The following is a 24,187-nucleotide window of genomic DNA, read 5'->3' on the forward strand; positions in this document are numbered from 1 at the left end:
CCTTTATTTGTTCCTTGCCGTCGAAAACAATTTTCAGCGCTGTTTCAATCTATTTGAGGGCTGGGCTGGCGAGTCTCTGTTTTGCCAGCAGCTCTGTTATGGTCGCCGCAGGCATGGCTGCGCCAAAATGATAACCTTGGCCATAATGGCATCCGCCTGCGCGCAGATAATCGACCTGACTGCTATTCTCCACCCCTTCGGCCACGGTACGGATGCCCAGGCTATAGGCCAGGTTCAGCACCGTGCGGACGATGGCGGCGTCGTCCGGGTCCGTCTCCAGATCGCGGACGAAGCGCTGGTCGATCTTGATGATGTCGATCGGAAATTGCTTGAGGTGGGAGAGGGATGCGTAGCCCGTCCCGAAGTCATCAAGGGCAATGGACACGCCCGCTTTGCTCAGGCGGTGCAGCACCTGCCCGACACGGTCCGCATTGCGACCCAGAAAGACCGACTCGGTGACCTCCAGCTCGATCATCGTCGGCGGCAGGCCCGCCTGCGCCAGCCGCTCCAGCAAATGACCCGTAAAATTGTCATCGCTAAGGTCCGCGCCCGACACGTTGAGGGCGACATGACCAACGTCCAGCCCGGCATCGCGCCAGCGGGTGCAGTCGGCAATGATGCCGGCGATCATCTGATTGGTGATCGCCGGTCCCAGTTCGGGATGCTCGAACGCTGCGGCGATGTCGGCCGGCATGATGACCGTTCCATTGCCGGTCGGGCAGCGGAACAGCGCTTCGAACCCGATGATCGTGCCGGTGTCGAGCGCGATCTTGGGCTGATACCAGGGGCAGGGGTGTTCCTGCGCCAGAACATGCCGGGCACGGTCGAGCATCGCTGTCTCCCGGTCCCAGCTTTCCAGCAGGTCCGGCCCGAATATGGTTGCGCGGCCCCGGCCGTTATTCTTGGCATGATAAAGGGCGATGTCGGCATGTTTGACCAGCGCGGTCACATCCTCGCCATGGTCGGGGAACAGCGCCACGCCGATGCTGACGCGAGATTCGATCGGTCGGCCGCGATAGTCGAGCGGCGCGTGCAGATGATCGGCGATGCGTGTCAGGATCGACTGAAGCGCGTCGGCATCGGGCAGGCGGGTCAGCAGCACGGCAAATTCGTCGCCACCCATCCGCGCGACCAGATCACCCGGCCGCAATGCTTGGCGCAGCCGTCCGGCCACGGCGCATAGCAGGGCGTCGCCTGCATCATGCCCGGCCGTGTCATTGACCCGCTTGAATTCATCCAGATCGATCAGCAGGACCGCGAGTTGCGTCCGGTCGTTCGATGCCGCGGTCGCCTGCGTCACGGCGGCGATGAAATGCGCGCGGTTGGCAAGGCCGGTGAGCGCGTCCGTCATGGCGAGGCGTTCGAGATGCCGTTCGGCCTGCTTGCGTTCGGTAATGTCGACCACGCTGGTCATGAAGCAGGGTTCGCCGTCGATCACGATCGGGCGGGCGGACAGCATTGCATGGCGGATGGCCCCGTCGGCGCGGCGCAGCCGACACTCGAAATTGTCCACCGCGCCGCCACGCTGAAGCGTAGCGAACAGCTCGTCGCGCACTGGCAAATCCACATAGGTTTGCTCGACATTGTCGAGCCGGACGTCATGTCCCGCTCCATAGGCGTCGATAGCCGCGCGGTTTAGATGCAGGATTTGACCGTCATAGCGCGTGACCAGCAAGGGTAACGGCACAGCCATGAACATGCGCTGCAACGTATCGCGGCTGTTGGCCAGTTCCAGCTGTACGGCCTGCGCGACCTGCCCGGCGGTCCATTCCTGCCGCTGAAGCCGGTTGTTGCGCGCGATCGCGATGCACATGCCGCAATGGAGTATCAGCATGGCCAGAACCATGCCCGGCATGGTGGAGGACAGCGGGGCAGGGGCGAGATAGCCGATCAGCAGCACGATGCCACAGGCCAGCCCGCCGCCGACATTGCCGCGATAACTGGTTGGGACGACCAGGTAGAAAACCAGCGGCAGCATGACGAGGACGAAGATGGCGATGTCGCTGCGCGAACTCACCAGAAAGGCGACGCCGATGGCGGTTACGACCTGCCAGGCGAAGCAGATGCGTTCAACCGCCCGAAAGCTTGTCATCCGACGGGTTAGCCACAGGCTGACGATCGACCAGATAATCACGGCCAATCGTGCGGGCACGGCGACCCAGAAATGCGCGGTCCCGGCAAAGCGCCAGTCGCTCAACAGGAACAGCGTGTTGAGAATCGTGGAAAGAATGAAAAGATTGCGGGCATGACGCCGCGATTCGGGCAGGCGCTCGGACTGGAACGCCGACTCCCGCTCGGCCAAGCGAAATTCGCCGCTGATTGTCGAAAGCCCGTTCACGTCCAGTCCAGTCAAGGCGCCCCGTTGGTGCCGGGGGCTAAAATAGGGCAGGCACGGTTAGTAATTCCCTAACTAGCGTCCTTTGACCCTGCCAGATCAACGGGATGGCCAGGCGGTCGGCGATCGGCTTGACCCTTTGCCCCGGCATCGCTATAGGCCCGCCTGCCCAGCGGTCTGCCGCGTCGAGACTCGTCTCCTCGCATCATCCCACGCGGGCAATACAGAGCTGAACATTACCGGATGCTCTTGCGGCTCCAGGGGGGTATTGCACCCGCCGGGGCCTTTGCTGTTTGGAAGCGACATGTTTCCCGGCCGCACTGAAACGCAGGGATGTTGCGGTAAAGTAACTGAAAAAGGTGAAGGGCTTCATGCCAACAATCAACCAGCTGGTCCGCAAGGGCCGCGAACCGCAGAAGGCCAAATCGAAGGTCCCTGCCATGGATGCGAACCCGCAAAAGCGTGGCGTTTGCACCCGCGTCTATACCACGACCCCGAAAAAGCCGAACTCGGCGCTCCGCAAGGTTGCCAAGGTTCGCCTGGTCAACCAGCGCGAAGTCATCACCTATATTCCGGGTGAAGGTCACAACCTTCAGGAACATAGCGTCGTACTGATCCGCGGCGGTCGTGTGCGAGATCTTCCGGGCGTGCGTTACCACGTTCTTCGCGGCGTTCTGGATACCCAGGGCGTCAAGGATCGCAAGCAGAGCCGTTCCAAGTACGGCGCCAAGCGTCCTAAGTAAGGGGAGAACAACCTATGTCACGTCGTCGTCGCCCCGAAAAGCGCATCATCCTGCCCGATCCCAAATATGGCGATCAGGTTCTGTCGAAATTCATGAACTCCATCATGCAGGACGGCAAGAAGGCTGTTGCTGAATCGATCGTTTATGGCGCCCTGGAAACCGTCGAGGCCCGCGCCAAGAAGGATCCGATCGGCATGTTCCATGACGCGCTGAACAACATCAAGCCGGGCATCGAAGTTCGCAGCCGCCGCGTTGGCGGTGCGACCTATCAGGTTCCCGTCGAAGTGCGTCCTGAGCGTTCGCAGGCCCTGGCCATTCGCTGGCTGATCGCCGCAGCGCGTAACCGCAGCGAAACCACCATGGCCGCCCGCCTGTCGGGTGAACTGATGGATGCAGCCAACAACCGCGGCAACGCGGTCAAGAAGCGCGAAGACACGCACCGCATGGCGGAAGCGAACCGCGCCTTCTCGCACTATCGCTGGTAAAAAGATTGGCGGGGCGGCGTTCAATCGGCCGCTGCCCCGCCTATCGCTCTTAAAAATCCATCCGTTCGTCGTGGGCCTACCCATGGCGGACGGATTGGTTTAGGGGCCACGCAAGAACACGAATCCCCAACCGCCGGTGCGCCGGCAACGGAGAAGCATCATGGCCCGCAGCCATCCGCTCAAACTGTATCGCAATATCGGCATTATGGCCCATATCGACGCCGGCAAGACGACGACGACCGAGCGTATTCTTTATTATACCGGCAAGTCCTACAAGATCGGCGAAGTCCATGACGGCGCCGCGACGATGGACTGGATGGAGCAGGAGCAGGAGCGCGGGATCACGATCACCTCGGCTGCGACGACCTGTTTCTGGAACGGCCACCGCATCAACATCATCGACACCCCCGGCCACGTCGACTTCACGATCGAAGTCGAACGTTCGCTGCGCGTGCTCGACGGCGCGGTTGCCTGCTTCGACGGCGTTGCCGGCGTTGAGCCGCAGTCTGAAACCGTGTGGCGCCAGGCGGACAAGTATAAAGTTCCGCGCATGTGCTTCATCAACAAGCTCGACCGCACCGGGGCCGACTTCTATTATTGCGTGCAGTCGATCATCGATCGTCTGGGCGCGCGTCCTGCCGTTCTGTATCTGCCGATCGGCACGGAAAGCGATTTCAAGGGTCTGGTCGACTTGGTCGAGAACCGCGCGATCATCTGGAAGGATGAGTCGCTGGGCGCTGAATTCTTCTTTGAAGAAATCCCCGCCGACATGGCCGACAAGGCGGCGAAATATCGCAGCGACCTGATCGAGCTGGCCGTCGAGCAGGACGATGCGGCGATGGAAGCCTATCTCGAAGGCACTGAGCCCGACACGGCGACGCTGAAGTCGCTGATCCGCAAGGGCGCGCTCAACCAGTCGTTCGTACCGGTCGTTTGCGGTTCGGCGTTCAAGAACAAGGGCGTTCAGCCCCTGCTCGACGCCGTCGTCGACTACATGCCCAGCCCGCTCGACATTGAGGACGTGCAGGGCGTCAAGATGGACAGCAACGAGCCCGACAGCCGTCCCGCGACCGACGATGCGCCCTTCAGCGCGCTCGCGTTCAAGGTGATGAACGACCCGTTCGTGGGCTCGCTCACCTTCATCCGCATCTATTCGGGTACGCTCGTCAAGGGCACTTACCTGAACTCGGTGAAGGACAAGAAGGAAAAGGTCGGGCGCATGCTCGAAATGCACGCCAACGAACGTAAGGACGTTGAAGAGGCATTTGCAGGCGACATCATCGCGCTGGCCGGCATGAAGGAAACCACCACTGGCGACACGCTGTGCGCCGAGCGCCAGCCGATCGTGCTGGAGCGGATGGAATTCCCTGAACCGGTTATCGAACTGTCGGTGGAGCCCAAGACCAAGGCGGACCAGGAAAAGATGGGCATCGCGCTCAATCGCCTGTCGGCCGAAGATCCCAGCTTCCGCGTGTCGACTGATCATGAATCGGGCCAGACCATCATCAAGGGCATGGGCGAACTTCACCTGGAAATCCTCGTCGACCGCATGCGTCGCGAATTCAAGGTCGAAGCCAATGTCGGCGCGCCGCAGGTGGCCTATCGCGAATATCTCGCGAAGAAGGTCGACATCGACTACACCCACAAGAAGCAGTCGGGTGGTTCGGGTCAGTTCGGCCGCATCAAGGCGACCGTCATTCCTGGCGAGCGTGGTTCGGGCTATCAGTTCTTCGACGAGATCAAGGGCGGCAATATTCCCAAGGAATATATCCCCTCGGTCGAAAAGGGCTTCCGTGAAACCGCGCTGACCGGTCAGCTAATTGGCTTCCCGATCATCGACTTTGAAGTCCATCTCTATGACGGCGCCTATCACGACGTCGACTCGTCGGCTCTGGCGTTCGAAATCTGCGCCCGCGGTGCCATGCGCGAAGCGGCTCAGAAGGCGGGCATCAAGCTGCTGGAACCGATCATGAAGGTCGAAGTCGTCACCCCGGAAGATTATCTGGGCGACGTCATCGGCGACATGAACAGCCGTCGTGGCCAGATTCAGGGCACCGACAGCCGTGGCAACGCACAGACCGTCGATGCCATGGTCCCGCTGGCCAACATGTTCGGTTATGTGAATACGCTGCGCTCTTTCACCCAGGGTCGGGCCAGCTATTCCATGTCGTTCTCGCACTATGACGAAGTGCCGCAGAATGTCGCTGACGAGGTGAAGGCCAAGATGGCCTGAAAATCCTGATCCGCCCTGTGCGAACGGGGCGGTTAGGGCTTTCATTATGCAAATTTGCTGCTATGGACGCGCCTTCGCAAGGCGCGGCCGAGCGGTCAAACCCATCGGATTTGATTAGAAGGTAGGATAAAATGGCGAAAGCTAAGTTTGAGCGGACGAAGCCGCATTGCAACATCGGCACCATCGGTCACGTCGACCATGGCAAGACCTCGCTGACCGCAGCGATCACGAAGGTGCTGGCCGAAACCGGCGGTGCGACCTTCACCTCGTATGACAACATCGACAAGGCGCCCGAAGAGCGTGAGCGCGGCATCACCATTTCGACCGCCCACGTCGAATATGAAACCGAGCTGCGCCACTATGCGCACGTCGACTGCCCCGGTCACGCTGACTATGTGAAGAACATGATCACCGGTGCCGCCCAGATGGACGGCGCGATCCTGGTCGTGTCCGCCACCGACGGCCCGATGCCCCAGACCCGCGAGCACATCCTGCTGGCCCGTCAGGTCGGCGTGCCGCAGATGGTCGTGTTCATGAACAAGGTTGACCTGGTCGACGATCCGGAAATTCTGGAACTGGTCGAACTGGAAATCCGCGAGCTGCTGTCGTCCTACGACTTTGATGGCGACAACATCCCCATCATCCCTGGCTCGGCTGTTTGCGCCCTGAACGGCACGAACCCTGAAATCGGTCACGACGCTGTGCTGAAGCTGATGCAGTCGGTTGACAGCTGGATCCCGCAGCCCGACCGTCCGGTCGACAAGCCCTTCCTGATGCCGATCGAAGACGTGTTCTCGATCTCGGGTCGTGGTACGGTTGTGACCGGCCGCGTTGAAACCGGCATCGTCAAGGTTGGTGAAGAAGTCGAGATCGTCGGCCTCAAGGACACCCGCAAGACCGTCGTGACCGGCGTCGAAATGTTCCGCAAGCTGCTCGACCAGGGTGAAGCTGGCGACAATATCGGTGCGCTGGTTCGTGGCGTTGGCCGTGAAGACGTTGAGCGTGGCCAGGTTCTCTGCAAGCCCGGCTCGATCAAGCCGCACACCGAGTTTGAATCGGAAGTCTATGTGCTGTCGAAGGAAGAGGGTGGCCGTCACACGCCGTTCTTCGCCAACTATCGTCCGCAGTTCTACTTCCGCACCACCGACGTGACCGGCGAAGTCGTTCTGCCGGAAGGCACCGAAATGGTCATGCCCGGCGACAACGTGAAGCTCGGCGTCAAGCTCATCGCCCCCATCGCGATGGAGCAGGGTCTGCGCTTCTCGATCCGCGAAGGCGGCCGGACCGTCGGTTCGGGGGTTGTTTCGGCAGTCACCAAGTAATATAGGCAGCGAGCCGCGCGGGTCATCTGATTCGCGCGGCTCGGATTTTAACCGCCTCGGACCGATCCTCGCCGGCTTCGCGCTAGAGGATTAAACGGGGCGGTTTGTTTTTTTGGCTCTTTCGCATCGGTAGTAGGACATGGACAGCAACATCCGCATTCGCCTTAAGGCGTTCGATCATCGCGTGCTCGATCAGGCGACCGGCGACATCGCCGACACCGCCCGCCGCACCGGCGCCCTCATTCGCGGCCCCATTCCTCTGCCGACGCGCATTGAAAAGTTCACGGTCAACCGTGGCCCGCACGTCGACAAGAAATCGCGCGAGCAGTTCGAGGTCCGCACCTACAAGCGTATGCTTGACATTGTGCAGCCGACGCCGCAGACGGTCGACGCGCTGATGAAGCTGGACCTGGCTGCCGGCGTGAATGTCGAGATCAAGCTCGCTTAAGCGGGTTTGCCTTTAGCCCCGGCGATGGCCGGGCAGGCAAGCCAGCAAGTTCCTGCTGACTGAAAAGTTGCCAGGGTATCGGGTATTCCACCCCGCCTTCTGCAAGGAAGGGTGGAAGCTCAAACGACACAAGGGATACCGCGCGGCTTCGGCCGTGGCCCTGGTCCCCCGTCGCTGTTCCCGAATAGGGGGTGGCATCCAACCCAGACGGGGTGATCTGCAAACTAAGGGTTGGCCGCGAAGGAGAGATCCTGAGCGGTTTTTTCGTTGGATACGCCCGCTGATAAGGCGGGCCTCTATTGGGAGTATGGATCATGCGCACTGGCGTGATCGCGAAGAAAGTCGGGATGACCCGCCTGTTCCAGGAGGACGGGCGTCACGTTCCGGTTACGGTTCTGGCCCTTGAGGGCAACCAGGTCGTGGCTCGGAAGGATGTGGACAGCGACGGCTATGTGGCCGTGCAGCTGGGTGCCGGCACCGCGAAAGTTAAGAATGTCGCCAAGCCGCAGCGCGGTCACTTCGCCAAGGCGGAAGTGGAGCCCAAGGCTCGTCTGGTCGAATTCCGTGTCGCCGAGGACGCGCTCCTCGATGTCGGCGCAGAAATCGCCGCTGACCATTTCATCGCCGGCCAGCTGGTCGACGTGGCCGGTCACACCCAGGGTAAGGGCTTTGCCGGCGCCATGAAGCGTTGGGGCTTCGGCGGTATGCGCGCCACCCACGGTGTGTCGATCAGCCATCGTGCCCATGGTTCGACGGGTAACCGCCAGGATCCGGGTCGCGTCTTCAAGAACAAGAAGATGGCCGGTCATATGGGCGATCGTGAACGCACCCAGCAGAATCTGGAAATCGTGCGGACCGATGTCGAGCGCGGCCTGCTGTTCGTCAAGGGCAGCGTTCCGGGCGCCAAGGGCACCTGGCTCACCGTCAAGGACGCGGTCAAGGTCGCTCGTCCGGCGGACGCACCCTATCCCGCCAGCCTGAAAAAGGCTGACAATAGCAACGACGCTGCGAACACCCCGGCCGAAGACGCCGTGGCGACCGACGTCACCGAAGGCCAGGAGGGCTAAACCATGAAGGTCAAGGTACAGACCCTCGACGCAGCAGAAGCTGGCGATCTGGAGCTGAACGATGCCGTTTTCGGCCTCGAGCCCCGCGCCGACATTCTGCATCGCGTCGTCACCTGGCAGCTTGAAAAGCGCCGCGGCACCGCCCGTGCCACGCGCGAGCGCAGCGATGTCGCCCGCACCGGCAAGAAGTTCGGTCGCCAGAAGGGCGGCGGCACCGCCCGTCACGGCGATCGCCGTGCGCCGGTGTTCATCGGCGGTGGTAAGGCCCACGGTGCCCGCGTCCGTGACTTCAATCCCTCGCTGAACAAGAAGGTTCGCGCGCTGGGTCTGAAGATGGCGCTGTCGTCGAAGGTCAAGGCTGGTACGCTCACGATCATCGACAGCCTGGATGTTGCCGAAGGCAAGACCAAGGCGCTGGTCGCCAGCCTCGCCAAGCTGAACCTCAACAAGGTGCTGTTCATCGACGGCGACGCTGTGAACATCAGCTTTGCCAAGGCATCGGCCAACATTGTCGGCGTGGACCTGCTGCCGGCCGTCGGCGCCAATGTCTACGACATTTTGAAAGCCGACTCGCTGGTGCTTACGCGCGCTGCGGTCGAAAAGCTGGAGGCCCGTTTCAATGGCTAAAAAGCAAGCCGGAACCGTCGACAACCGTCATTATGACGTCGTCGTCGCGCCGCACATCACCGAAAAGTCGACGCTCCTGAGCGAAAACAACGCCGTGGTTTTCAAGGTCGCCAACAACGCGACCAAGCCGGAAATCAAGGCGGCTGTCGAAGCGCTGTTCGGCGTGACCGTCAAGGCGGTCAACACGCTGGTGCAGAAGGGCAAGACCAAGCGCTGGAAGGGCAAGCCCTACACGCGTTCGGACGTCAAGAAGGCGATCGTGACGCTGGCCGAAGGCCAGTCCATCGACGTCACCACCGGTATCTGAGGCGCGGACCATGGCACTCAAGCACTATAACCCGACCAGCCCCGCCCAGCGCGGCCTGATCCTGGTCGACAAGTCGAGCCTGCACAAAGGAAAGCCCGTCAAGGCGCTGACCGAAGGCAAGCGCAAGACCGGTGGCCGCAACAACAAGGGTCATGTGACCTCGCGCGGTATCGGCGGCGGTCACAAGCAGCGCTATCGTATCATCGATTTCAAGCGTCGCTTGTGGGATGTCGAAGGTACGGTCGAGCGTCTGGAATATGACCCGAACCGCACCGCCTTCATTGCGCTGGTCAACTATCCCGATGGCACCCAGGCCTATATCCTGGCGCCGCAGCGTCTTGCGCCCGGTGACAAGGTCATCGCGGGCAAGAAGACCGACGTGAAGCCGGGCAACGCGATGGAACTGGGTCAGATGCCGGTCGGCACGATCATCCACAACATCGAGATGAAGCCGGGCAAGGGCGGTCAGCTCTGCCGTTCGGCGGGCACCTACGCCCAGCTGGTCGGTCGCGATCGCGGCATGGTCATGGTTCGCCTGTCGTCGGGTGAACAGCGCTACATTCGTTCCGATTGCATGGGCACCATCGGCGCCGTCAGCAACCCGGACAATGGCAACACCAACCTCGCCAAGGCAGGCCGCAACCGTTGGAAGGGCATTCGTCCTCTGACCCGCGGTGTTGCCAAGAACCCGGTCGATCACCCGCATGGTGGTGGTGAAGGCCGGACCTCTGGCGGCCGTCATCCGGTCACGCCCTGGGGCAAGCCGACCAAGGGTGCTCGCACCCGCCACAACAAGGCGACGGATAAGATGATCATCCGTAGCCGCCACGCGAAGAAGAAGAGGTAAGCGAGATGGCTCGTTCCGTCTGGAAAGGTCCGTTCGTGGACCTCAGCCTTCTGAAGAAGGCGGAAGCCGCGCAGGACGCGGGTGGCCGTGCGCCGATCAAGACCTGGTCGCGTCGTTCCACCATCCTGCCGCAGTTCGTTGGTCTGACGTTCAACGTCTATAACGGCCGCAAGCATGTTCCGGTCTCCGTGAACGAGGAAATGGTGGGTCACAAGCTGGGCGAATTCGCTCCGACCCGCTTCTTCCCCGGCCACGCCGCCGACAAGAAGGGCAAGCGCTAATGAGCAAGGAAAAAGCTCCGCGTCGCGTCGCCGACAATGAAGCGCTGGCCGTTGGCACGCAGATCCGTGGTTCGGCCCAGAAGCTGAACCTGGTCGCCACGCTCATCCGCGGCCGCAAGGTCGAAGATGCGCTGAACATCCTCGCCTTCTCCAAGAAGGCGATGGCGGTCGACGTGCGCAAGGTGCTGGCTTCGGCTATCGCCAACGCAGAAAACAACCACAATCTGGACGTCGACGCGCTGGTCGTCGCGGAAGCATCGGTAGGCAAGGCGTTCACGCTCAAGCGCTTCCATGCCCGTGGCCGCGGCAAGTCGACCCGGATCCTCAAGCCTTACAGCCGCGTGCGCATCGTCGTGCGTGAAGCTGGCGAAGAAGCGGAGGCCTAAGCACATGGGTCACAAGAGCAATCCGATCGGTCTGCGTCTCCAGATCAACCGTACCTGGGACAGCCGCTGGTTCGCCGAAGGTGCCGACTATGGTCGTCTCCTGCTGGAAGATCTCAAGATCCGCCAGTTCATCTTCAAGACGTTGCCGCAGGCCGCGATCTCCAAGGTCGTGATCGAGCGTCCCGCCAAGCTGTGCCGCGTGTCGATCTATGCCGCCCGTCCGGGTGTCATCATCGGCAAGAAGGGTGCAGACATCGAGAAGCTTCGCAAGAAGCTGGGCGCGCTGACCTCGTCCGACGTGTCGCTGAACATCGTCGAAATCCGCAAGCCGGAAGTCGACAGCCGTCTCGTCGCGCAGGGCATTGCCGACCAGCTGGAACGCCGCGTTGCATTCCGTCGCGCGATGAAGCGTGCGGTGCAGTCGGCGCTGCGTCTGGGCGCTGAAGGCATCAAGATCACCTGTGGCGGCCGTTTGGGCGGCGCGGAAATCGCGCGCGTCGAATGGTATCGCGAAGGCCGCGTTCCGCTGCACACGCTGCGCGCGAACGTCGACTATGCCGAAGCCACCGCGCACACCGCCTATGGCGTGTGCGGGATCAAGGTGTGGATCTTCAAGGGCGAGATTCTCGGCCATGATCCGTTCGCGACCGACCGGCTCATGCTGGAGGCTCAGACCTCCGGCGTGCGCCCGGCGCGCTGATTTTGAATAGGGTATAGCGTCATGCTGCAACCGAAGAAAATGAAGTTCCGCAAGACCTTCAAGGGCCGGATCAAGGGCGATGCGAAGGGCGGCACTGCGCTGAACTTCGGCGCCTACGGCCTGAAGGCCATGGAGCCGGAACGGATCACCGCGCGCCAGATCGAAGCGGCTCGCCGTGCGATCACCCGTCACATTCGCCGCCAGGGCCGTTTGTGGATCCGCGTGTTCCCCGACGTTCCGGTGACGAAAAAGCCGGCTGAAGTCCGTCAGGGCAAGGGCAAGGGTTCGGTCGAATATTGGGCGGCCCGCGTCGCCCCCGGCCGCATCCTGTTCGAACTGGACGGCGTGCCCGGTCCGCTCGCAGCTGAGGCTTTCTCGCGTGCCGCGATGAAGCTGCCGATCAAGACGAAGGTTGTTGCCCGCCTCGGCGACACCTCGCATCTGGAGGGCTAAGGTCATGGCGAAAGTTGCTGATCTCAAGACCAAGACGGACGACGAGCTGTCGACCGAGCTGAACAACCTGAAGCGCGAGCAGTTCAACCTGCGTTTCCAGGCGGCCACCAACCAGCTGGAAAAGCCCAGCCGGGTCAAGGAAGTCCGCCGGTCGATCGCGCAGATCAAGACCCTGCAGACGGAGCGTAACAGCTCCGCTGCCAAGTAAAGGAACCACACGATGCCCAAGCGCGTGCTGACGGGAACTGTGGTTTCCGACAAGACCGACAAGACGGTGGTCGTTCGCGTGGAGCGCAAGGTTAAGCATGCGCTCTACGGCAAGATCATCCGCCGTTCGAAAAAATATCATGCCCATGACGAGGGCAATGTCTACAAGGAAGGCGAGACGGTCCGCATCGAGGAAACCGCCCCGATTTCCAAGCTCAAGACCTGGAAGGTCATCGAGCGCGTGGACACCCACAAGTCGCCGGAAACGGCGGCCTGAGGGATAGGTCACCGACTCTTTGAGTCTAATTGCGACGCGGGGCTGGCCTTTTCGTTCAGAAGAGGTTACAGGCCCGCGCTTCGCGTATGACTCACAGGGTCCAGGCACGAAATTCGGAACCGCCGGAATTTTTCCGGTAGGCCAAATAAGAAGGAACCGGATCCATGATCCAGATGCAATCCAATCTTGACGTCGCGGACAATAGCGGCGCCAAGCGCGTCCAGTGCATCAAGGTGCTGGGCGGGTCGAAGCGGCGCTTCGCCGGCGTTGGCGACATCATCGTCGTCTCCGTCAAGGAAGCGGCTCCGCGCGGCAAGGTCAAGAAGGGCGACGTTCATCGCGCCGTCATCGTGCGTACGGCCAAGGACATTCGGCGCGCCGATGGTTCGGTCATCCGTTTCGACGGTAACGCCGCTGTGCTGATCAACAAGAACGAGGAGCCGATCGGCACCCGTATCTTTGGCCCCGTGGTTCGTGAACTGCGTGCCAAGAAGCACATGAAGATCATCAGCCTAGCCCCTGAGGTGCTGTAATGAGCGCTGCTAAGATCAAGAAGGGCGACAAGATCGTCGTCCTGGCTGGCAAGGACAAGGGCCGTACCGGCGCTGTCCTTCAGGTGATGCCCAAGGACGACAAGGTCCTGGTCGAAGGCATCAACGTGCATGCGAAGCATCGCAAGCCCGACCAGTCGAACCCGCAGGGCGGCATCGAGCGCAAGCCTGCGCCGCTCCACATCTCGAACGTGGCGGTCGCCGACAAGGACGGCAAGCCGACCCGCGTTCGTTTCGAGGAGCGCGACGGCAAGAAGGTTCGCGTCGCCGTCAAGTCCGGTGAGGTGCTGTAATGGCCGACAAATATATTCCGCGCTCCAAGGCGCTCTATGACGCTGAAATCGCCAAGGCGATGACCGCCAAGTTCGGTTACAAGAACGTCATGGAAGTCCCCAGGATCGAAAAGATCACGCTCAACATGGGCGTGGGCGAAGCGACCCAGGACAAGAAGAAGGTCACCCAGGCCGCCGAGGAAATGGAACTGATCGCCGGCCAGAAGCCGGTCATCACCAAGGCGAGGAAGTCGATCGCGCAGTTCAAGCTGCGTGAAGGCATGCCGATCGGTGCCAAGGTCACGCTGCGCCGCGAGCGCATGTATGAATTCCTGGATCGTCTGATCAACATCGCGCTCCCCCGCGTGCGCGACTTCCGTGGTCTGAACCCCAAGAGCTTTGACGGCCGTGGCAACTATGCCTTCGGCATCAAGGAACAGATCATTTTCCCGGAGATCAGCTATGACCGCGTCGACAAGGTGCGCGGCATGGACATCATCGTGACCACCACCGCGAAGACGGACGACGAGGCGCGCGAGCTGCTGCGCCTGTTCGGTTTCCCCTTCCCGCAGGAAGAAGAGAAGCAGGCGGCTTAAAATCCTTAGGGATTTTGGCCCGGCTTCTCTCCCAACGCATTAGCTAAGGAAGAGAACTTAAGTCATGGCGAAACTGAGTTCGATCAACAAGAATGAGCGTCGCAAGAAGCTGGTGAAGAAATATGCCGGCCGTTATGCAAAGCTCAAGGCGATCGCAAATGATACCAATGCTGACGACGGTGATCGTTTGATCGCGCGTCTGAAGATGGCGGAAATTCCCCGCAACGGTAACCCCACTCGCGTGCGTAACCGCTGCGAACTGACGGGTCGCCCGCGCGCCTATTACCGCAAATTCCGGCTCTGCCGTATTCAGCTGCGCGATCTGGCCAATAAGGGCCTGATCCCCGGCGTCACCAAGTCGAGCTGGTAAGGATATCATCTCATGGCATTGACCGATCCCCTGGGTGATATGCTCACCCGCATCCGCAACGGGCAGCAGGCGAAGAAGGACAGCGTTATGTCCCCCGCCTCCAAGCTGCGCGCCCGCGTTCTCGACGTGCTTCAGCGCGAAGGCTATATCCGCGGTTATTCCGAGGAAGCGCTTGGCGCCCACCCCGGCCTGCGCATCGAGCTGAAATATTTTGAAGGCCAGCCGGCCATCAAGCATGTCGCTCGCGTGTCCAAGCCTGGCCGCCGCGTCTATTCGGGTTCCAAGGAACTGCCGGTAGTGCGCAACGGCCTGGGCATCACCATTGTCTCGACGCCCCGCGGCGTTCTGTCCGACGCGGAAGCGCGCGAGCAGAATGTCGGCGGCGAAGTGCTGGCGGAGGTGTTCTAATGAGCCGCATCGGTAAAAAACCGGTCGCGATCCCCGCAGGGGTCACCGCGACGATCGAGGGCGGGCAGCTCTCGGTGAAGGGTCCCAAGGGCACCCTCGCCATGCCGCTGCGCGACGAGATCAGCTATACGTTGGAAAATGACGGCATTTCGGTGCAGCCTGCCAACAAGACCAAAGCGGCGCGCGCCTTCTGGGGTATGCAGCGTACGCTGGTCCAGAACCTGGTTACCGGTGTGACCGAAGGCTTCTCCAAGAAGCTGCTGATCACCGGCGTTGGCTACCGCGCCAACTCGCAGGGCAAGAACCTGAAGTTGCAGCTGGGCTACAGCCACGACGTCGATTACGCGATCCCCGAAGGGATTGAGATCAAGACCCCGGATAACACCACGGTCGAGATCATCGGTATCGACAAGCAGAAGGTCGGACAGGTTGCGGCCGAAATCCGTCGCTGGCGTAAGCCTGAGCCTTATAAGGGCAAGGGTATCAAGTACGACGGCGAATTCATCTTCCGCAAGGAAGGGAAGAAGAAGTAAGATGGCAAAGCTTTCCCTCTTCGCGCGGCGTCGTCGCCGCGTTCGCACCGCCCTTAAGGCCGTGTCGGGCAATCGCCCGCGTCTGAGCGTCCATCGTTCGGGCCGTCACATCTACGCCCAGGTCATTGACGACGCCGCCGGTACCACCGTCGCCGCCGCTTCGACCCTGGACAAGGACGTGCGCGGCAAGACTGGCGCAACCGCTGATGCGGCTGCCGATGTCGGCAAGCGCGTGGCGGAAGCCGCGACCAAGGCTGGCGTCACCCGCGTCGTGTTCGATCGCGGCGGTTTCCTTTTCCATGGCCGCGTCAAGGCGCTGGCCGATGCGGCCCGTGAAGCCGGGCTGGAGTTCTGAGCATGGCAGACGAAAACACCATTGAAGTCGCTGCGCCCGTCGACGGCGCGGACGCTGCACCGACCGAAGGTCGCGGCCCCGGCCGTGGCGGTCGTGGCAACCGTGGCGGTGGCGGTGATCGCAACCGTGGCGATCGCGGCGGCCGTGGCCGTCGTGACGATCGTCGTGGTGGCAACCGCGACGAAGATCAGGGCGAAGAACTGATCGAGAAGCTGGTTCACATCAACCGCGTCAGCAAGACCGTCAAGGGCGGCAAGCGCTTCGGTTTCGCGGCTCTGGTCGTCGTTGGCGACGGCAAGGGTCGTGCGGGCTTCGGCCATGGCAAGGCGCGCGAAGTGCCTGAAGCGATCAGCAAGGCGACCGCCGCTGCCAAGAAGGCAATGGTTCGCGTTCCGCTCAAGGAAGGCCGCACGCTGCATCATGATGGCCTCGGCCATTTCGGTGCGGGCAAGGTGACCGTCCGTTCGGCTCCGGCCGGTACGGGTATCATCGCCGGTGGTCCGATGCGCGCCGTGTTCGAAAGCCTGGGCGTTGCGGACGTCGTGACCAAGTCCAACGGCACGTCGAACCCCTATAACATGATCCGGGCGACCTTTGCGGCGCTGGGCGAACAGACCAGCCCCAAGTCGGTGGCGCAGCGTCGCGGCAAGAAGGTCGCCGACCTGCTTCGTCGTGGTGGCGCCTCGGTCGAGTTGGCTGCCGCCGACGCCGAAGCGATTGCGGAGTAAGCGATATGGCCAAGATCAAGATCAAGCAGATCGGCTCGCCGATCCGCCGTCCCGCCGACCAGAAGAAGATTCTGATCGGCCTGGGCCTGGGCAAGATGCACCGCGTGGTGGAACTGGAAGACACAGCGGAAGTCCGCGGTGCCATCCGCAAGCTGCCCCACATGGTGCAGGTGGTCGAGGGCTAACAGCCCTTCGATCCGACGATATGATGCGGAAGAGGGGGCAACCCCTCTTTCGTTTTTTCCAAGGCTGGGCTATCGGCCCGGCCTCTTTGGTTCCCATCGGGGGACAGCGCGAACATAGCGAAAGCGAGTGCACGATATGAAACTCAATGACATCCGTGACAATGATGGCGCCCGCAAGGGCCGTATGCGCGTCGGACGCGGCATCGGTTCGGGCAAGGGCAAGACCGCCGGTCGCGGCCAGAAGGGCGCCAAGGCGCGTTCGGGCGTTGCCATCAACGGTTTCGAAGGCGGCCAGATGCCGCTCCACATGCGCATCCCGAAGCGCGGCTTCAACAACATCTTCGCGAACGATTATGCGATCGTGAACCTGGGTGCCGTGCAGAAGGCGATCGATGCTGGCAAGCTGGACGCCAACGCAACCATCGACCATGCCGCGCTTAAGGGCGCCGCGCTTGCCCGTGGTGGCAAGGATGGCGTCCGTCTGCTCGCCAAGGGTGAACTGACCGCCAAGGTCAGCTTCCTGGTCGCCGGCGCGTCCAAGGGCGCGGTGGAAGCCGTCGAGAAGGCCGGTGGCAAGGTCGAGGTGATCGAAGTGGTCGCCGCAGCCGACAAGGCGAAGGCCAAGAAGGGCACTGCGCTCGCCGCTGCCAAGGCTGCGCGGAAGGCGTAATTCGCTGTCCCAGACTTGCATGTATGGCCCCGCTGCCCGATATGGGTTGGCGGGGCTGTACGTATCTGGGGGGGTATTTTGTCGCTTGCGCGGCAACTCCCTGTTCGACACGGCTAACCCGTCCCGCTAAGGGATGAGCGATTCCGCTCCGGGGCCTTGATGCTCCGGCACGCATGATTTGAAGGGCAGCCACCATGGCATCGAGAGCCGACCAGCTCGCATCCAATCTCAGCCTCGCGAAATTCAGCCAGGCGACCGACCTCAAGAAGCGCCTGTGGTTTACGCTTGGCGCGCTGATCGTGTTCCGTTTTCTCAGCTTCGTGCCGCTGCCCGGCGTCGATCCGACCGCCTTGTCGCAGCTCTACAGCCAGACGCAGGGCGGCATCCTCGACATTTTCAACACCTTCTCCGGTGGCAGCCTGTCGCGCATGAGCCTGATCGCGCTCGGCGTCATGCCCTACATCACCGCATCGATCGTGGTGCAGCTTGGCGCGTCGCTCTCGCCCAAGCTGGCGGCGATCAAGAAGGAAGGAGAGAGCGGGCGCAAGAAGCTCAACCAATATACCCGCTATGGCACGGTCGGCCTGACCGCGGTCCAGGGCTATTTCATTGCGGTCGGGCTTGAAGGGTTCGGCGCGCAGTCGGGCGTCGCTGCGGTGATCGAACCGGGCATGCTGTTCCGCCTGACCGCCGTTGTCTCGCTGATTGGCGGCACCATGTTCCTGATGTGGCTGGGTGAACAGATCACCTCGCGCGGCATCGGCAATGGCGTGTCGCTCATCATCATGGCGGGCATCGTCGCCCAGTTGCCGGTGACGTTGAGCAACCTGTTCAAATCGGGCAGCGAAGGCACGATTTCCGGCCTGCTGATCTTCCTGATCATGGTAATGGCTGTCGGCCTCGTCCTTTTGATCTGCTTCATGGAGCGGGCCCAGCGCCGCGTGCTGATCCAATATCCCAAGCGCCAGACCCGGCAGGGGCTGATGCAGGCGGATCGCAGCCATCTGCCCTTGAAGGTCAACACCGCCGGCGTCATCCCGCCGATCTTCGCCAGCTCGCTGCTGCTGATGCCGCTGACCATCTCGCAGTTCGCGGGTCAAACCGTCGCGGGTGAGAGCAGGCTGGGCGACTTCGTTCTGACGCTGAACCAGTATCTGTCGCATGGCAGCCCGGTCTACATGGCGCTGTACGGGCTTGGCATCGTGTTCTTCTGCTTCTTCTACACCGCCGTGGTGTTCAATCCGGAAGAGACGGCGGACAATCTCAAGCGCAATGGCGGCTTCATTCCCGGCATCCGTCCGGGCAAGAATACCGAAAATTATCTCGACTATGTGCTGACGCGCATCACGGTGATCGGCGCGGCCTATCTGGCGTTCATCTGCCTCGTGCCTGAATTCGCCATCGCCCGGGCGGGAATTCCATTCTACCTTGGTGGGACTAGCCTGTTGATCGTTGTCAATGTTACGGTCGATACGGTGACCCAGATTCAAAGCCATCTGCTCGCCCATCAATATGGGGATCTGATCAAGAAGGCGAAGCTGAAAGGCCGTATGCGCTAATTGGCGCAGACCGGCTCAGGGCGCACAACAGGGGAGAATGCGCGCAATGAATATCATTCTGCTTGGCCCTCCGGGTGCTGGCAAGGGGACGCAGGCCAGCCGTCTGGTCGATAGCCGTGGCATGGTCCAGCTGTCGACCGGCGACATGCTGCGCGCTGCGGTCAAGGCGGGAACGCCCGTAGGCCTGCAGGCCAAGGCGCTTATGGAATCGGGCGCACTCGTGCCTGACGAAGTCGTGTCCGGTATTATCGGCGAGGCGCTGGACGCGCTTTCCTCCGACACCGGCGTCATCTTCGATGGCTATCCGCGGACAGAGGCGCAGGCCCATTCGCTCGATGCCATCCTGGAACAGCGCGGCCGTTCGCTCGATCATGTCGTCGAACTGGAAGTCGACGAAGACGCATTGGTCGAACGCATTACCGGCCGCTTCACCTGCGCCAGCTGCGGGGAAGGCTATCACGACACGTTCAAGAAGCCCAAGGTCGAAGGCGTCTGTGACAAATGCGGCGGCACGGAATTCAAGCGTCGTCCCGACGACAATGAAGAAACCGTCCGCACCCGCATGGCCGAATATCGTGCCAAGACGGCGCCGATCCTGCCAATCTATGAAGCGCGCGGCATCGTGTCGCGTGTCGATGGCATGGCGGATATGGACGATGTGAGCGTTGCAATCGCTGCCATCTTGGACGGCGGCGCAGCCTGAGCTAGATTGCCCTCCGCACGCGACGGGGGGAGGGCATCATGCGCATCATCGGACTTTTGCTATGGGCTGGTGCGGCGATGGCCGCGCCGGCCCATAGCGCTGTTACAGCAACCAGCGACATCGGCTTTGCAACGCAAAGCAGTGTCGAGATCGCGGCGGAACCTGGCGCTGTCTATGCGTTGCTGGCAATGCCCGGTCGCTGGTGGAGTGACAGTCACACCTATAGCGGCGATTCGGCCAATATGGTGCTGGACCCGCGCGCCGGTGGTTGCTTTTACGAAGTCCTGCCCAATCCGTCCGGCAAGCCCGGCAGCGTTGAACATGGGCGGGTCATCTATGCCGTGCCCGACAAGCAGTTGCGCCTGTCCGCCGCGCTGGGACCGCTTCAGAGCGAAGGCGTCGCTGGCACGCTCGATGTCACGATCAAGCCGTCGGGCAAGGGCGTCCGCGTCACGATGACCTATGTCGTCGGCGGCTATCTGCGCGCTGGTGCAGCCGTACTTGCTCCATTGGTTGATCAGGTCCTGAACGAGCAATTACAGGGCCTGAAACGTGCGGCGGAGGCACATTGACCGATCGACTGGTGCGATCTGGCAAAAATTCAGCAACAAAAGAGGGTTAAGACGCTCTGGTTAACCACGATGTTAACGGATTTATTGCTGTCATGTTGCTATAGCGCAGCATGGCCGGATCGCCTTCCTCCCGTACTCGCCTGACCGAGTTGGACGCTTTGCGCGGCATCGGGGCGTTGTGCGTGCTGATTTTCCATTATTCCACTCGCTTCCACGAGCTGTTTCCGCAAGCCAGCCATGTCCCTTTCAGCTTTCCCGGCGGCAATTACCGGGTGTTGCTGTTCTTCACCATTTCGGGCTTCGCGATCTTCTTCACGCTCGACCGGATCGGGTCGGTCGCCGATTTTGTCGTCAACCGCTTTGCGCGCCTTTACCCTGCCTATATCGTCGCCATGCTGCTGACGCTGGGCATCGAATATCTGGCGCATGCGACCCAGTTGCTGGTCGGTCCGGTGGCGATCCTTGCCAACTTTACCATGTTGCAGGGCTTCGCGTTCATGCCCGAAGTCGACGGGGCCTATTGGACGCTGACCGTGGAAATCGGCTTCTATGTCTGCATGATCGCGCTGTGGCGCTTTGCTGGCCTTAAGCGGCTTGAACCCGTGCTGGCGGCGTGGCTGGCCATACGCTGGCTCTATTTCGCCTGGCCCGACATGCCCGAACGCATCATCATGTTGCTGGTGCTGCGCTATCTGCCTTTCTTCGTCATCGGCATGTTGTCCTATCGTGTATGGGCCGGGCAGCGCAGTTGGCGGCAGCAGACGCCTTATATGCTTCTGTCGCTGGCCTCCGTGGCGACGATCGAGACCTGGGACGTGACTATCGTTGCCTGCGTCCTGATCCTAACCTTCGCAGCGTTGATCGCGGGACGGTTGCATTTCCTCAGCCTGCGCCCGCTCGTCTGGCTGGGCGGGATCAGCTATTCCTTTTACCTGATCCATCAGCATGTCGGTTTCATCGTCATGCTGGAGGTCGCCAAGGCTGGCTATAGCCCGTGGGTCGGCTTCTTCGCCGCCTTCGCCGTAGCGTTGCTGCTGGGAACGGCGATCAATCGCGCGGTCGAACGGCCAGCGGGGGAGACGATATTGCGCTGGTGGAAGCGTCGGCGCGCGGGGCCGGCTGTCGCCATCGTTCCGGCCTGATAAAGGGCGCAGCCGGACAGACCGGCCGCGCCCCTCCTGATCCTATCGTGCGACAGGTGCTGCCGCAGCCGCATTTTCGGGCAGTCCGCCCATCTGCGTCACCATCTTGGTATAGGCGTCCAGATAGGCGAGCACGATGACCTGACCGATATCGGTATTCTGGTAGCCGCCGCCGCCGACCGCAGCCAGCCCGCCCATCCAGCCCAGTCCGCCACCGCCGCCAAAGCTGAGGTCCGATTTGCGGAAATAGCCTTCCGCCATCACTTCCTCTTCGGTCGTGCGCGCATTGACGACCGACAGCATGACGTTGGCTTCGCTCTTCTTGATCGATATGCCGCCCAGCAGCGCGCCGCCGACCCGGCCGCCCAGCATCCCGCCGAGCATTCCGCCAAAGGCATTGCCGCCGCTATTCTTGTTGGTGGTCACGATGTCGGGCTGGATGAAATAATCCGCAGCCTTGACCTGACCCTTGCCCAGATTGCTGCCCGCCTGCAATTCGCCCGAATCCGCCATGGCGCGTTCCAGATTGCGGCTGGCCATCGACCGGCCGCGATTGACCAGGCCAAAGCAGCCGGACTGCTGGACAAACAGTTTGATGATCGCTTCCGGGCTGCCCAGGCTCAGTTCGCGCCACCACTGATTGTCCGGCTCGACGATTGCGACGGTGCCGAGGCGCTTGGTGCAGCGGGGGATTTCCATCTGTTTTTTCGTCTGGGCCTGACGACCCGACGACCCCTTGTCAGCGGCAATGGCTTGCGGCGCGACCAGTGCCAGACAGACCGTAGCGGCTGTCAACGTCTTTAATACACGCATTTTCAAGAACCCCGTTTGTTGCTTGATCTGAATTTGTGCGCGCCCCGATATTTTCGCGCATCATATCATAGCGCCGTCATGCTTCCAAGCGGAGCGGAGCGGGGTGGGGGTGACGGCCATTGTCATCTTATCGGACGGGGCTTTCGCGATCCTGCTGACAGAGCCGATGACACCTGCTATCGGCGCGCAATGACTGAGCTTAGCCACATCCGTAACTTTTCGATCATCGCCCATATCGACCATGGCAAGTCCACGCTGGCGGACCGGCTGATCCAGCGGACCGGCGGCCTGTCCGACCGCGAGATGAGCGCCCAAGTCCTTGATAATATGGACATTGAGAAGGAGCGCGGGATCACGATCAAGGCGCAGACGGTGCGCCTGGACTATGTCGCGAAAGACGGCCAGACCTATGAGCTGAACCTGATGGACACGCCGGGCCATGTCGACTTCGCCTATGAGGTCAGCCGTTCCCTTGCCGCGTGCGAGGGCGCGCTGCTGGTCGTGGACGCGGCGCAGGGCGTGGAAGCGCAGACTTTGGCCAATGTCTACCAGTCGATCGAGCATGATCATGAGATCGTGCCGGTGCTCAACAAGATCGACCTGCCCGCCGCGGAACCGGAAAAGGTGCGCAAGGAAATCGAGGATGTCATCGGCCTGGATGCGTCCGAAGCGGTGCTGGCCAGCGCCAAATCGGGCATCGGCATCGACGAGATTCTGGAAGCCATCGTCCAGAAAATCCCGCCGCCAAAGGGGGACCGCAACGCGCCGCTGGAGGCGATGCTGGTCGACAGCTGGTACGACCCCTATCTGGGCGTCGTCATCCTGGTCCGCGTCGTCAATGGCGTGATCAGGAAGGGGCAGGCGATCAAGTTCATGATCGGCGGCACCGAACATCTCATCGACCGCGTCGGTTGCATGCGGCCCAAGATCGAACAGCTGCCCGAACTGGCGGCAGGCGAAATCGGCTTCATCACCGCGCAGATCAAGGAAATTGCCCAGACCCGCGTGGGCGACACCATCACCACGGTCAAAAATGGCGCAACCGCGCCGCTGCCGGGCTTCAAGGAAGTGCAGCCGGTGGTGTTTTGCGGCCTGTTCCCGGTCGACGCCAATGATTTCGACAAATTGCGCGACAGCATCAGCAAGCTGCGCCTGAACGATGCCAGCTTCAGCTTCGAAATGGAAAGCAGCGCCGCGCTGGGCTTCGGCTTCCGCTGCGGGTTCCTGGGCCTCCTCCATCTGGAAATCATTCAGGAACGGCTGACCCGCGAATATGATCTGGACCTGATCACCACGGCGCCGTCGGTGGTGTACAAGATCAAGCTGACCTATGGCGCGGGCGAGATCGAGCTGCACAATCCCGCCGACATGCCCGACCCGACCAAGATCGACGAGATTGAGGAGCCGTGGATCGAGGCGATCATCTATTGCCCCGACGAATATCTGGGGTCCATCCTGAAACTGTGCCAGGACCGGCGCGGCATCCAGAAGAACCTCACCTATGTCGGCGGTCGCGCGCAGGTGACCTATGAATTGCCGCTCAACGAAGTGGTGTTCGACTTTTACGACCGCCTGAAGAGCATCAGCCGCGGCTATGCGAGCTTCGACTATCACCAGATCGGCTATCGCGAGGGCGACCTGGTCAAGATGAGCATCATGGTCAATTCAGAGCCGGTCGACGCGCTCAGCATGATCGTCCATCGCGGATCGGCGGAATCGCGCGGGCGCGGCATGTGCGAGCGCCTGAAAGACCTGATCCCCCGCCATTTGTTCAAAATCCCGATCCAGGCCGCGATCGGCGGCAAGGTGATCGCCCGCGAAACCATCGCCGCGATGCGCAAGGACGTGACCGCCAAATGCTATGGCGGCGACATCAGCCGCAAGAAGAAGCTGCTCGACAAGCAGAAGGAAGGCAAGAAGCGGATGCGCGAATATGGATCGGTCCAGATTCCGCAGGAAGCCTTCATCGCCGCGCTGCGGATGGGCGACGAGAACTGACCGACGCGCACGCC

The 24,187-nt window shown here is 61.6% G+C and carries 32 protein-coding genes; 30 read left to right on the forward strand and 2 right to left on the reverse strand.

All coding sequences use genetic code 11. The features are described from left to right. Positions 1 to 49 precede the first annotated feature (49 nt). The gene (locus SX1_RS10185; RefSeq protein WP_026149654.1) at positions 50 to 2,338 is read right to left on the reverse strand and encodes a putative bifunctional diguanylate cyclase/phosphodiesterase; all 2,289 of its coding nucleotides are present in this window, start codon (positions 2,336 to 2,338) and stop codon (positions 50 to 52) included. A 368-nt stretch (positions 2,339 to 2,706) separates the two neighbouring features. Here SX1_RS10185 and rpsL point away from each other — a divergent pair, with 368 nt between their 5' ends. The 29 genes from rpsL to SX1_RS10330 all read left to right on the forward strand — a co-directional run bounded on the left by rpsL (position 2,707) and on the right by SX1_RS10330 (position 21,362). Continuing rightward, positions 2,707 to 3,078: a 30S ribosomal protein S12 gene (gene rpsL, locus SX1_RS10190; RefSeq protein ID WP_026002556.1), complete on the forward strand. Its 372-nt coding sequence runs from the start codon at positions 2,707 to 2,709 to the stop codon at positions 3,076 to 3,078. A gap of 14 nt (positions 3,079 to 3,092) precedes the next feature. After that, positions 3,093 to 3,563 (forward strand): 30S ribosomal protein S7, encoded by a 471-nt coding sequence (rpsG, locus tag SX1_RS10195; protein WP_017184026.1) that lies wholly within the window; start codon positions 3,093 to 3,095, stop codon positions 3,561 to 3,563. 160 nt (positions 3,564 to 3,723) lie between these two features. Beyond that, a complete protein-coding gene (gene fusA / locus SX1_RS10200) occupies positions 3,724 to 5,796 on the forward strand; it encodes an elongation factor G (protein ID WP_019052930.1) in 2,073 nt (690 codons plus the stop codon). A gap of 131 nt (positions 5,797 to 5,927) precedes the next feature. Then, positions 5,928 to 7,118 carry an elongation factor Tu gene (gene tuf / locus SX1_RS10205; protein WP_017184028.1) on the forward strand — a complete coding sequence of 397 codons (1,191 nt, stop codon included), beginning with the start codon at positions 5,928 to 5,930 and terminating at the stop codon, positions 7,116 to 7,118. Positions 7,119 to 7,257: 139 nt separating this feature from the next. Beyond that, on the forward strand, positions 7,258 to 7,566 hold the full coding sequence (rpsJ, locus tag SX1_RS10210; RefSeq protein WP_006960299.1) for a 30S ribosomal protein S10: 309 nt from the start codon (positions 7,258 to 7,260) through the stop codon (positions 7,564 to 7,566). A gap of 314 nt (positions 7,567 to 7,880) precedes the next feature. Next, positions 7,881 to 8,633: a 50S ribosomal protein L3 gene (gene rplC / locus SX1_RS10215; protein WP_017184029.1), complete on the forward strand. Its 753-nt coding sequence runs from the start codon at positions 7,881 to 7,883 to the stop codon at positions 8,631 to 8,633. Positions 8,634 to 8,636: 3 nt separating this feature from the next. Further along, on the forward strand, positions 8,637 to 9,260 hold the full coding sequence (rplD, locus tag SX1_RS10220; RefSeq protein WP_017184030.1) for a 50S ribosomal protein L4: 624 nt from the start codon (positions 8,637 to 8,639) through the stop codon (positions 9,258 to 9,260). After that, entirely contained in the window at positions 9,253 to 9,567 is a 315-nt protein-coding gene (locus tag SX1_RS10225) for a 50S ribosomal protein L23 (RefSeq protein WP_017184031.1), read from the forward strand. Before rplD ends, SX1_RS10225 begins: the two co-directional genes overlap by 8 nt. Before the next feature lie 10 nt (positions 9,568 to 9,577). Next, positions 9,578 to 10,414, forward strand: a complete 837-nt coding sequence (gene rplB, locus SX1_RS10230) for a 50S ribosomal protein L2 (protein WP_017184032.1) — start codon at positions 9,578 to 9,580, stop codon at positions 10,412 to 10,414. A 5-nt stretch (positions 10,415 to 10,419) separates the two neighbouring features. After that, positions 10,420 to 10,695 carry a 30S ribosomal protein S19 gene (gene rpsS / locus SX1_RS10235; RefSeq protein ID WP_017184033.1) on the forward strand — a complete coding sequence of 92 codons (276 nt, stop codon included), beginning with the start codon at positions 10,420 to 10,422 and terminating at the stop codon, positions 10,693 to 10,695. Further along, on the forward strand, positions 10,695 to 11,081 hold the full coding sequence (gene rplV / locus SX1_RS10240; RefSeq protein ID WP_006960310.1) for a 50S ribosomal protein L22: 387 nt from the start codon (positions 10,695 to 10,697) through the stop codon (positions 11,079 to 11,081). Before rpsS ends, rplV begins: the two co-directional genes overlap by 1 nt. 4 nt (positions 11,082 to 11,085) lie before the next feature. Further along, positions 11,086 to 11,781 (forward strand): 30S ribosomal protein S3, encoded by a 696-nt coding sequence (gene rpsC / locus SX1_RS10245; RefSeq protein ID WP_017184034.1) that lies wholly within the window; start codon positions 11,086 to 11,088, stop codon positions 11,779 to 11,781. Between the two features lie 21 nt (positions 11,782 to 11,802). Next, positions 11,803 to 12,234 (forward strand): 50S ribosomal protein L16, encoded by a 432-nt coding sequence (rplP, locus tag SX1_RS10250; protein WP_006960313.1) that lies wholly within the window; start codon positions 11,803 to 11,805, stop codon positions 12,232 to 12,234. A 4-nt stretch (positions 12,235 to 12,238) separates the two neighbouring features. Beyond that, positions 12,239 to 12,442, forward strand: coding sequence for a 50S ribosomal protein L29 (rpmC, locus tag SX1_RS10255; RefSeq protein WP_006960315.1), 204 nt, complete (start codon positions 12,239 to 12,241; stop codon positions 12,440 to 12,442). Positions 12,443 to 12,454: 12 nt separating this feature from the next. Beyond that, positions 12,455 to 12,718 carry a 30S ribosomal protein S17 gene (gene rpsQ / locus SX1_RS10260; protein ID WP_006960320.1) on the forward strand — a complete coding sequence of 88 codons (264 nt, stop codon included), beginning with the start codon at positions 12,455 to 12,457 and terminating at the stop codon, positions 12,716 to 12,718. Between the two features lie 164 nt (positions 12,719 to 12,882). Continuing rightward, on the forward strand, positions 12,883 to 13,251 hold the full coding sequence (gene rplN, locus SX1_RS10265) for a 50S ribosomal protein L14 (protein WP_006960322.1): 369 nt from the start codon (positions 12,883 to 12,885) through the stop codon (positions 13,249 to 13,251). Next, on the forward strand, positions 13,251 to 13,562 hold the full coding sequence (rplX, locus tag SX1_RS10270) for a 50S ribosomal protein L24 (protein WP_017184035.1): 312 nt from the start codon (positions 13,251 to 13,253) through the stop codon (positions 13,560 to 13,562). Before rplN ends, rplX begins: the two co-directional genes overlap by 1 nt. Then, positions 13,562 to 14,137 carry a 50S ribosomal protein L5 gene (gene rplE, locus SX1_RS10275; protein WP_017184036.1) on the forward strand — a complete coding sequence of 192 codons (576 nt, stop codon included), beginning with the start codon at positions 13,562 to 13,564 and terminating at the stop codon, positions 14,135 to 14,137. The genes rplX and rplE overlap by 1 nt, the downstream gene beginning before the upstream one ends. Positions 14,138 to 14,201: 64 nt before the next feature. Next, a complete protein-coding gene (gene rpsN, locus SX1_RS10280) occupies positions 14,202 to 14,507 on the forward strand; it encodes a 30S ribosomal protein S14 (RefSeq protein WP_017184037.1) in 306 nt (101 codons plus the stop codon). Positions 14,508 to 14,519: 12 nt separating this feature from the next. Beyond that, positions 14,520 to 14,915, forward strand: a complete 396-nt coding sequence (gene rpsH / locus SX1_RS10285; RefSeq protein ID WP_017184038.1) for a 30S ribosomal protein S8 — start codon at positions 14,520 to 14,522, stop codon at positions 14,913 to 14,915. Beyond that, complete coding sequence (rplF, locus tag SX1_RS10290; RefSeq protein WP_017184039.1) at positions 14,915 to 15,448, forward strand: 50S ribosomal protein L6; 534 nt, start codon at positions 14,915 to 14,917, stop codon at positions 15,446 to 15,448. The genes rpsH and rplF overlap by 1 nt, the downstream gene beginning before the upstream one ends. Before the next feature lies 1 nt (position 15,449). After that, the gene (rplR, locus tag SX1_RS10295) at positions 15,450 to 15,803 is read left to right on the forward strand and encodes a 50S ribosomal protein L18 (protein WP_017184040.1); all 354 of its coding nucleotides are present in this window, start codon (positions 15,450 to 15,452) and stop codon (positions 15,801 to 15,803) included. Positions 15,804 to 15,805: 2 nt separating this feature from the next. Continuing rightward, the gene (gene rpsE / locus SX1_RS10300) at positions 15,806 to 16,531 is read left to right on the forward strand and encodes a 30S ribosomal protein S5 (RefSeq protein ID WP_017184041.1); all 726 of its coding nucleotides are present in this window, start codon (positions 15,806 to 15,808) and stop codon (positions 16,529 to 16,531) included. A gap of 5 nt (positions 16,532 to 16,536) precedes the next feature. Beyond that, positions 16,537 to 16,716 carry a 50S ribosomal protein L30 gene (rpmD, locus tag SX1_RS10305; protein WP_006960339.1) on the forward strand — a complete coding sequence of 60 codons (180 nt, stop codon included), beginning with the start codon at positions 16,537 to 16,539 and terminating at the stop codon, positions 16,714 to 16,716. Between the two features lie 136 nt (positions 16,717 to 16,852). Next, complete coding sequence (rplO, locus tag SX1_RS10310) at positions 16,853 to 17,386, forward strand: 50S ribosomal protein L15 (RefSeq protein ID WP_017184042.1); 534 nt, start codon at positions 16,853 to 16,855, stop codon at positions 17,384 to 17,386. A 194-nt stretch (positions 17,387 to 17,580) separates the two neighbouring features. Further along, positions 17,581 to 18,945 (forward strand): preprotein translocase subunit SecY, encoded by a 1,365-nt coding sequence (secY, locus tag SX1_RS10315; protein ID WP_017184043.1) that lies wholly within the window; start codon positions 17,581 to 17,583, stop codon positions 18,943 to 18,945. Positions 18,946 to 18,991: 46 nt separating this feature from the next. After that, entirely contained in the window at positions 18,992 to 19,648 is a 657-nt protein-coding gene (locus tag SX1_RS10320) for an adenylate kinase (RefSeq protein WP_026149655.1), read from the forward strand. Between the two features lie 38 nt (positions 19,649 to 19,686). Next, complete coding sequence (locus SX1_RS10325) at positions 19,687 to 20,220, forward strand: SRPBCC family protein (protein ID WP_019052932.1); 534 nt, start codon at positions 19,687 to 19,689, stop codon at positions 20,218 to 20,220. Positions 20,221 to 20,330: 110 nt separating this feature from the next. After that, complete coding sequence (locus tag SX1_RS10330; RefSeq protein ID WP_026149656.1) at positions 20,331 to 21,362, forward strand: acyltransferase family protein; 1,032 nt, start codon at positions 20,331 to 20,333, stop codon at positions 21,360 to 21,362. A gap of 42 nt (positions 21,363 to 21,404) precedes the next feature. On the opposite strand, the gene SX1_RS10335 is transcribed toward SX1_RS10330, so the two are convergent. Further along, positions 21,405 to 22,175 carry a CsgG/HfaB family protein gene (locus SX1_RS10335; protein WP_026002559.1) on the reverse strand — a complete coding sequence of 257 codons (771 nt, stop codon included), beginning with the start codon at positions 22,173 to 22,175 and terminating at the stop codon, positions 21,405 to 21,407. Between the two features lie 189 nt (positions 22,176 to 22,364). Between SX1_RS10335 and lepA the strand changes: the two genes are divergently transcribed. After that, positions 22,365 to 24,173, forward strand: coding sequence for a translation elongation factor 4 (lepA, locus tag SX1_RS10340; RefSeq protein WP_017184048.1), 1,809 nt, complete (start codon positions 22,365 to 22,367; stop codon positions 24,171 to 24,173). Positions 24,174 to 24,187 lie beyond the last annotated feature (14 nt).

The organism is Sphingobium xenophagum NBRC 107872 (genome assembly GCF_000367345.1).
GTDB lineage: Bacteria > Pseudomonadota > Alphaproteobacteria > Sphingomonadales > Sphingomonadaceae > Sphingobium > Sphingobium xenophagum.

What these genes read in the sequence shown, in the direction of transcription:
- rpsL (WP_026002556.1), top strand. Translation starts at nt 2,707, where the DNA reads ATGCCAACAATCAACCAGCTGGTCCGCAAGGGCCGCGAACCGCAGAAG.
- rpsG (WP_017184026.1), top strand. Translation starts at nt 3,093, where the DNA reads ATGTCACGTCGTCGTCGCCCCGAAAAGCGCATCATCCTGCCCGATCCC.
- fusA (WP_019052930.1), top strand. Translation starts at nt 3,724, where the DNA reads ATGGCCCGCAGCCATCCGCTCAAACTGTATCGCAATATCGGCATTATG.
- tuf (WP_017184028.1), top strand. Translation starts at nt 5,928, where the DNA reads ATGGCGAAAGCTAAGTTTGAGCGGACGAAGCCGCATTGCAACATCGGC.
- rpsJ (WP_006960299.1), top strand. Translation starts at nt 7,258, where the DNA reads ATGGACAGCAACATCCGCATTCGCCTTAAGGCGTTCGATCATCGCGTG.
- rplC (WP_017184029.1), top strand. Translation starts at nt 7,881, where the DNA reads ATGCGCACTGGCGTGATCGCGAAGAAAGTCGGGATGACCCGCCTGTTC.
- rplD (WP_017184030.1), top strand. Translation starts at nt 8,637, where the DNA reads ATGAAGGTCAAGGTACAGACCCTCGACGCAGCAGAAGCTGGCGATCTG.
- SX1_RS10225 (WP_017184031.1), top strand. Translation starts at nt 9,253, where the DNA reads ATGGCTAAAAAGCAAGCCGGAACCGTCGACAACCGTCATTATGACGTC.
- rplB (WP_017184032.1), top strand. Translation starts at nt 9,578, where the DNA reads ATGGCACTCAAGCACTATAACCCGACCAGCCCCGCCCAGCGCGGCCTG.
- rpsS (WP_017184033.1), top strand. Translation starts at nt 10,420, where the DNA reads ATGGCTCGTTCCGTCTGGAAAGGTCCGTTCGTGGACCTCAGCCTTCTG.
- rplV (WP_006960310.1), top strand. Translation starts at nt 10,695, where the DNA reads ATGAGCAAGGAAAAAGCTCCGCGTCGCGTCGCCGACAATGAAGCGCTG.
- rpsC (WP_017184034.1), top strand. Translation starts at nt 11,086, where the DNA reads ATGGGTCACAAGAGCAATCCGATCGGTCTGCGTCTCCAGATCAACCGT.
- rplP (WP_006960313.1), top strand. Translation starts at nt 11,803, where the DNA reads ATGCTGCAACCGAAGAAAATGAAGTTCCGCAAGACCTTCAAGGGCCGG.
- rpmC (WP_006960315.1), top strand. Translation starts at nt 12,239, where the DNA reads ATGGCGAAAGTTGCTGATCTCAAGACCAAGACGGACGACGAGCTGTCG.
- rpsQ (WP_006960320.1), top strand. Translation starts at nt 12,455, where the DNA reads ATGCCCAAGCGCGTGCTGACGGGAACTGTGGTTTCCGACAAGACCGAC.
- rplN (WP_006960322.1), top strand. Translation starts at nt 12,883, where the DNA reads ATGATCCAGATGCAATCCAATCTTGACGTCGCGGACAATAGCGGCGCC.
- rplX (WP_017184035.1), top strand. Translation starts at nt 13,251, where the DNA reads ATGAGCGCTGCTAAGATCAAGAAGGGCGACAAGATCGTCGTCCTGGCT.
- rplE (WP_017184036.1), top strand. Translation starts at nt 13,562, where the DNA reads ATGGCCGACAAATATATTCCGCGCTCCAAGGCGCTCTATGACGCTGAA.
- rpsN (WP_017184037.1), top strand. Translation starts at nt 14,202, where the DNA reads ATGGCGAAACTGAGTTCGATCAACAAGAATGAGCGTCGCAAGAAGCTG.
- rpsH (WP_017184038.1), top strand. Translation starts at nt 14,520, where the DNA reads ATGGCATTGACCGATCCCCTGGGTGATATGCTCACCCGCATCCGCAAC.
- rplF (WP_017184039.1), top strand. Translation starts at nt 14,915, where the DNA reads ATGAGCCGCATCGGTAAAAAACCGGTCGCGATCCCCGCAGGGGTCACC.
- rplR (WP_017184040.1), top strand. Translation starts at nt 15,450, where the DNA reads ATGGCAAAGCTTTCCCTCTTCGCGCGGCGTCGTCGCCGCGTTCGCACC.
- rpsE (WP_017184041.1), top strand. Translation starts at nt 15,806, where the DNA reads ATGGCAGACGAAAACACCATTGAAGTCGCTGCGCCCGTCGACGGCGCG.
- rpmD (WP_006960339.1), top strand. Translation starts at nt 16,537, where the DNA reads ATGGCCAAGATCAAGATCAAGCAGATCGGCTCGCCGATCCGCCGTCCC.
- rplO (WP_017184042.1), top strand. Translation starts at nt 16,853, where the DNA reads ATGAAACTCAATGACATCCGTGACAATGATGGCGCCCGCAAGGGCCGT.
- secY (WP_017184043.1), top strand. Translation starts at nt 17,581, where the DNA reads ATGGCATCGAGAGCCGACCAGCTCGCATCCAATCTCAGCCTCGCGAAA.
- SX1_RS10320 (WP_026149655.1), top strand. Translation starts at nt 18,992, where the DNA reads ATGAATATCATTCTGCTTGGCCCTCCGGGTGCTGGCAAGGGGACGCAG.
- SX1_RS10325 (WP_019052932.1), top strand. Translation starts at nt 19,687, where the DNA reads ATGCGCATCATCGGACTTTTGCTATGGGCTGGTGCGGCGATGGCCGCG.
- SX1_RS10330 (WP_026149656.1), top strand. Translation starts at nt 20,331, where the DNA reads ATGGCCGGATCGCCTTCCTCCCGTACTCGCCTGACCGAGTTGGACGCT.
- SX1_RS10335 (WP_026002559.1), bottom strand. Translation starts at nt 22,175, where the DNA reads ATGCGTGTATTAAAGACGTTGACAGCCGCTACGGTCTGTCTGGCACTG.
- lepA (WP_017184048.1), top strand. Translation starts at nt 22,365, where the DNA reads ATGACTGAGCTTAGCCACATCCGTAACTTTTCGATCATCGCCCATATC.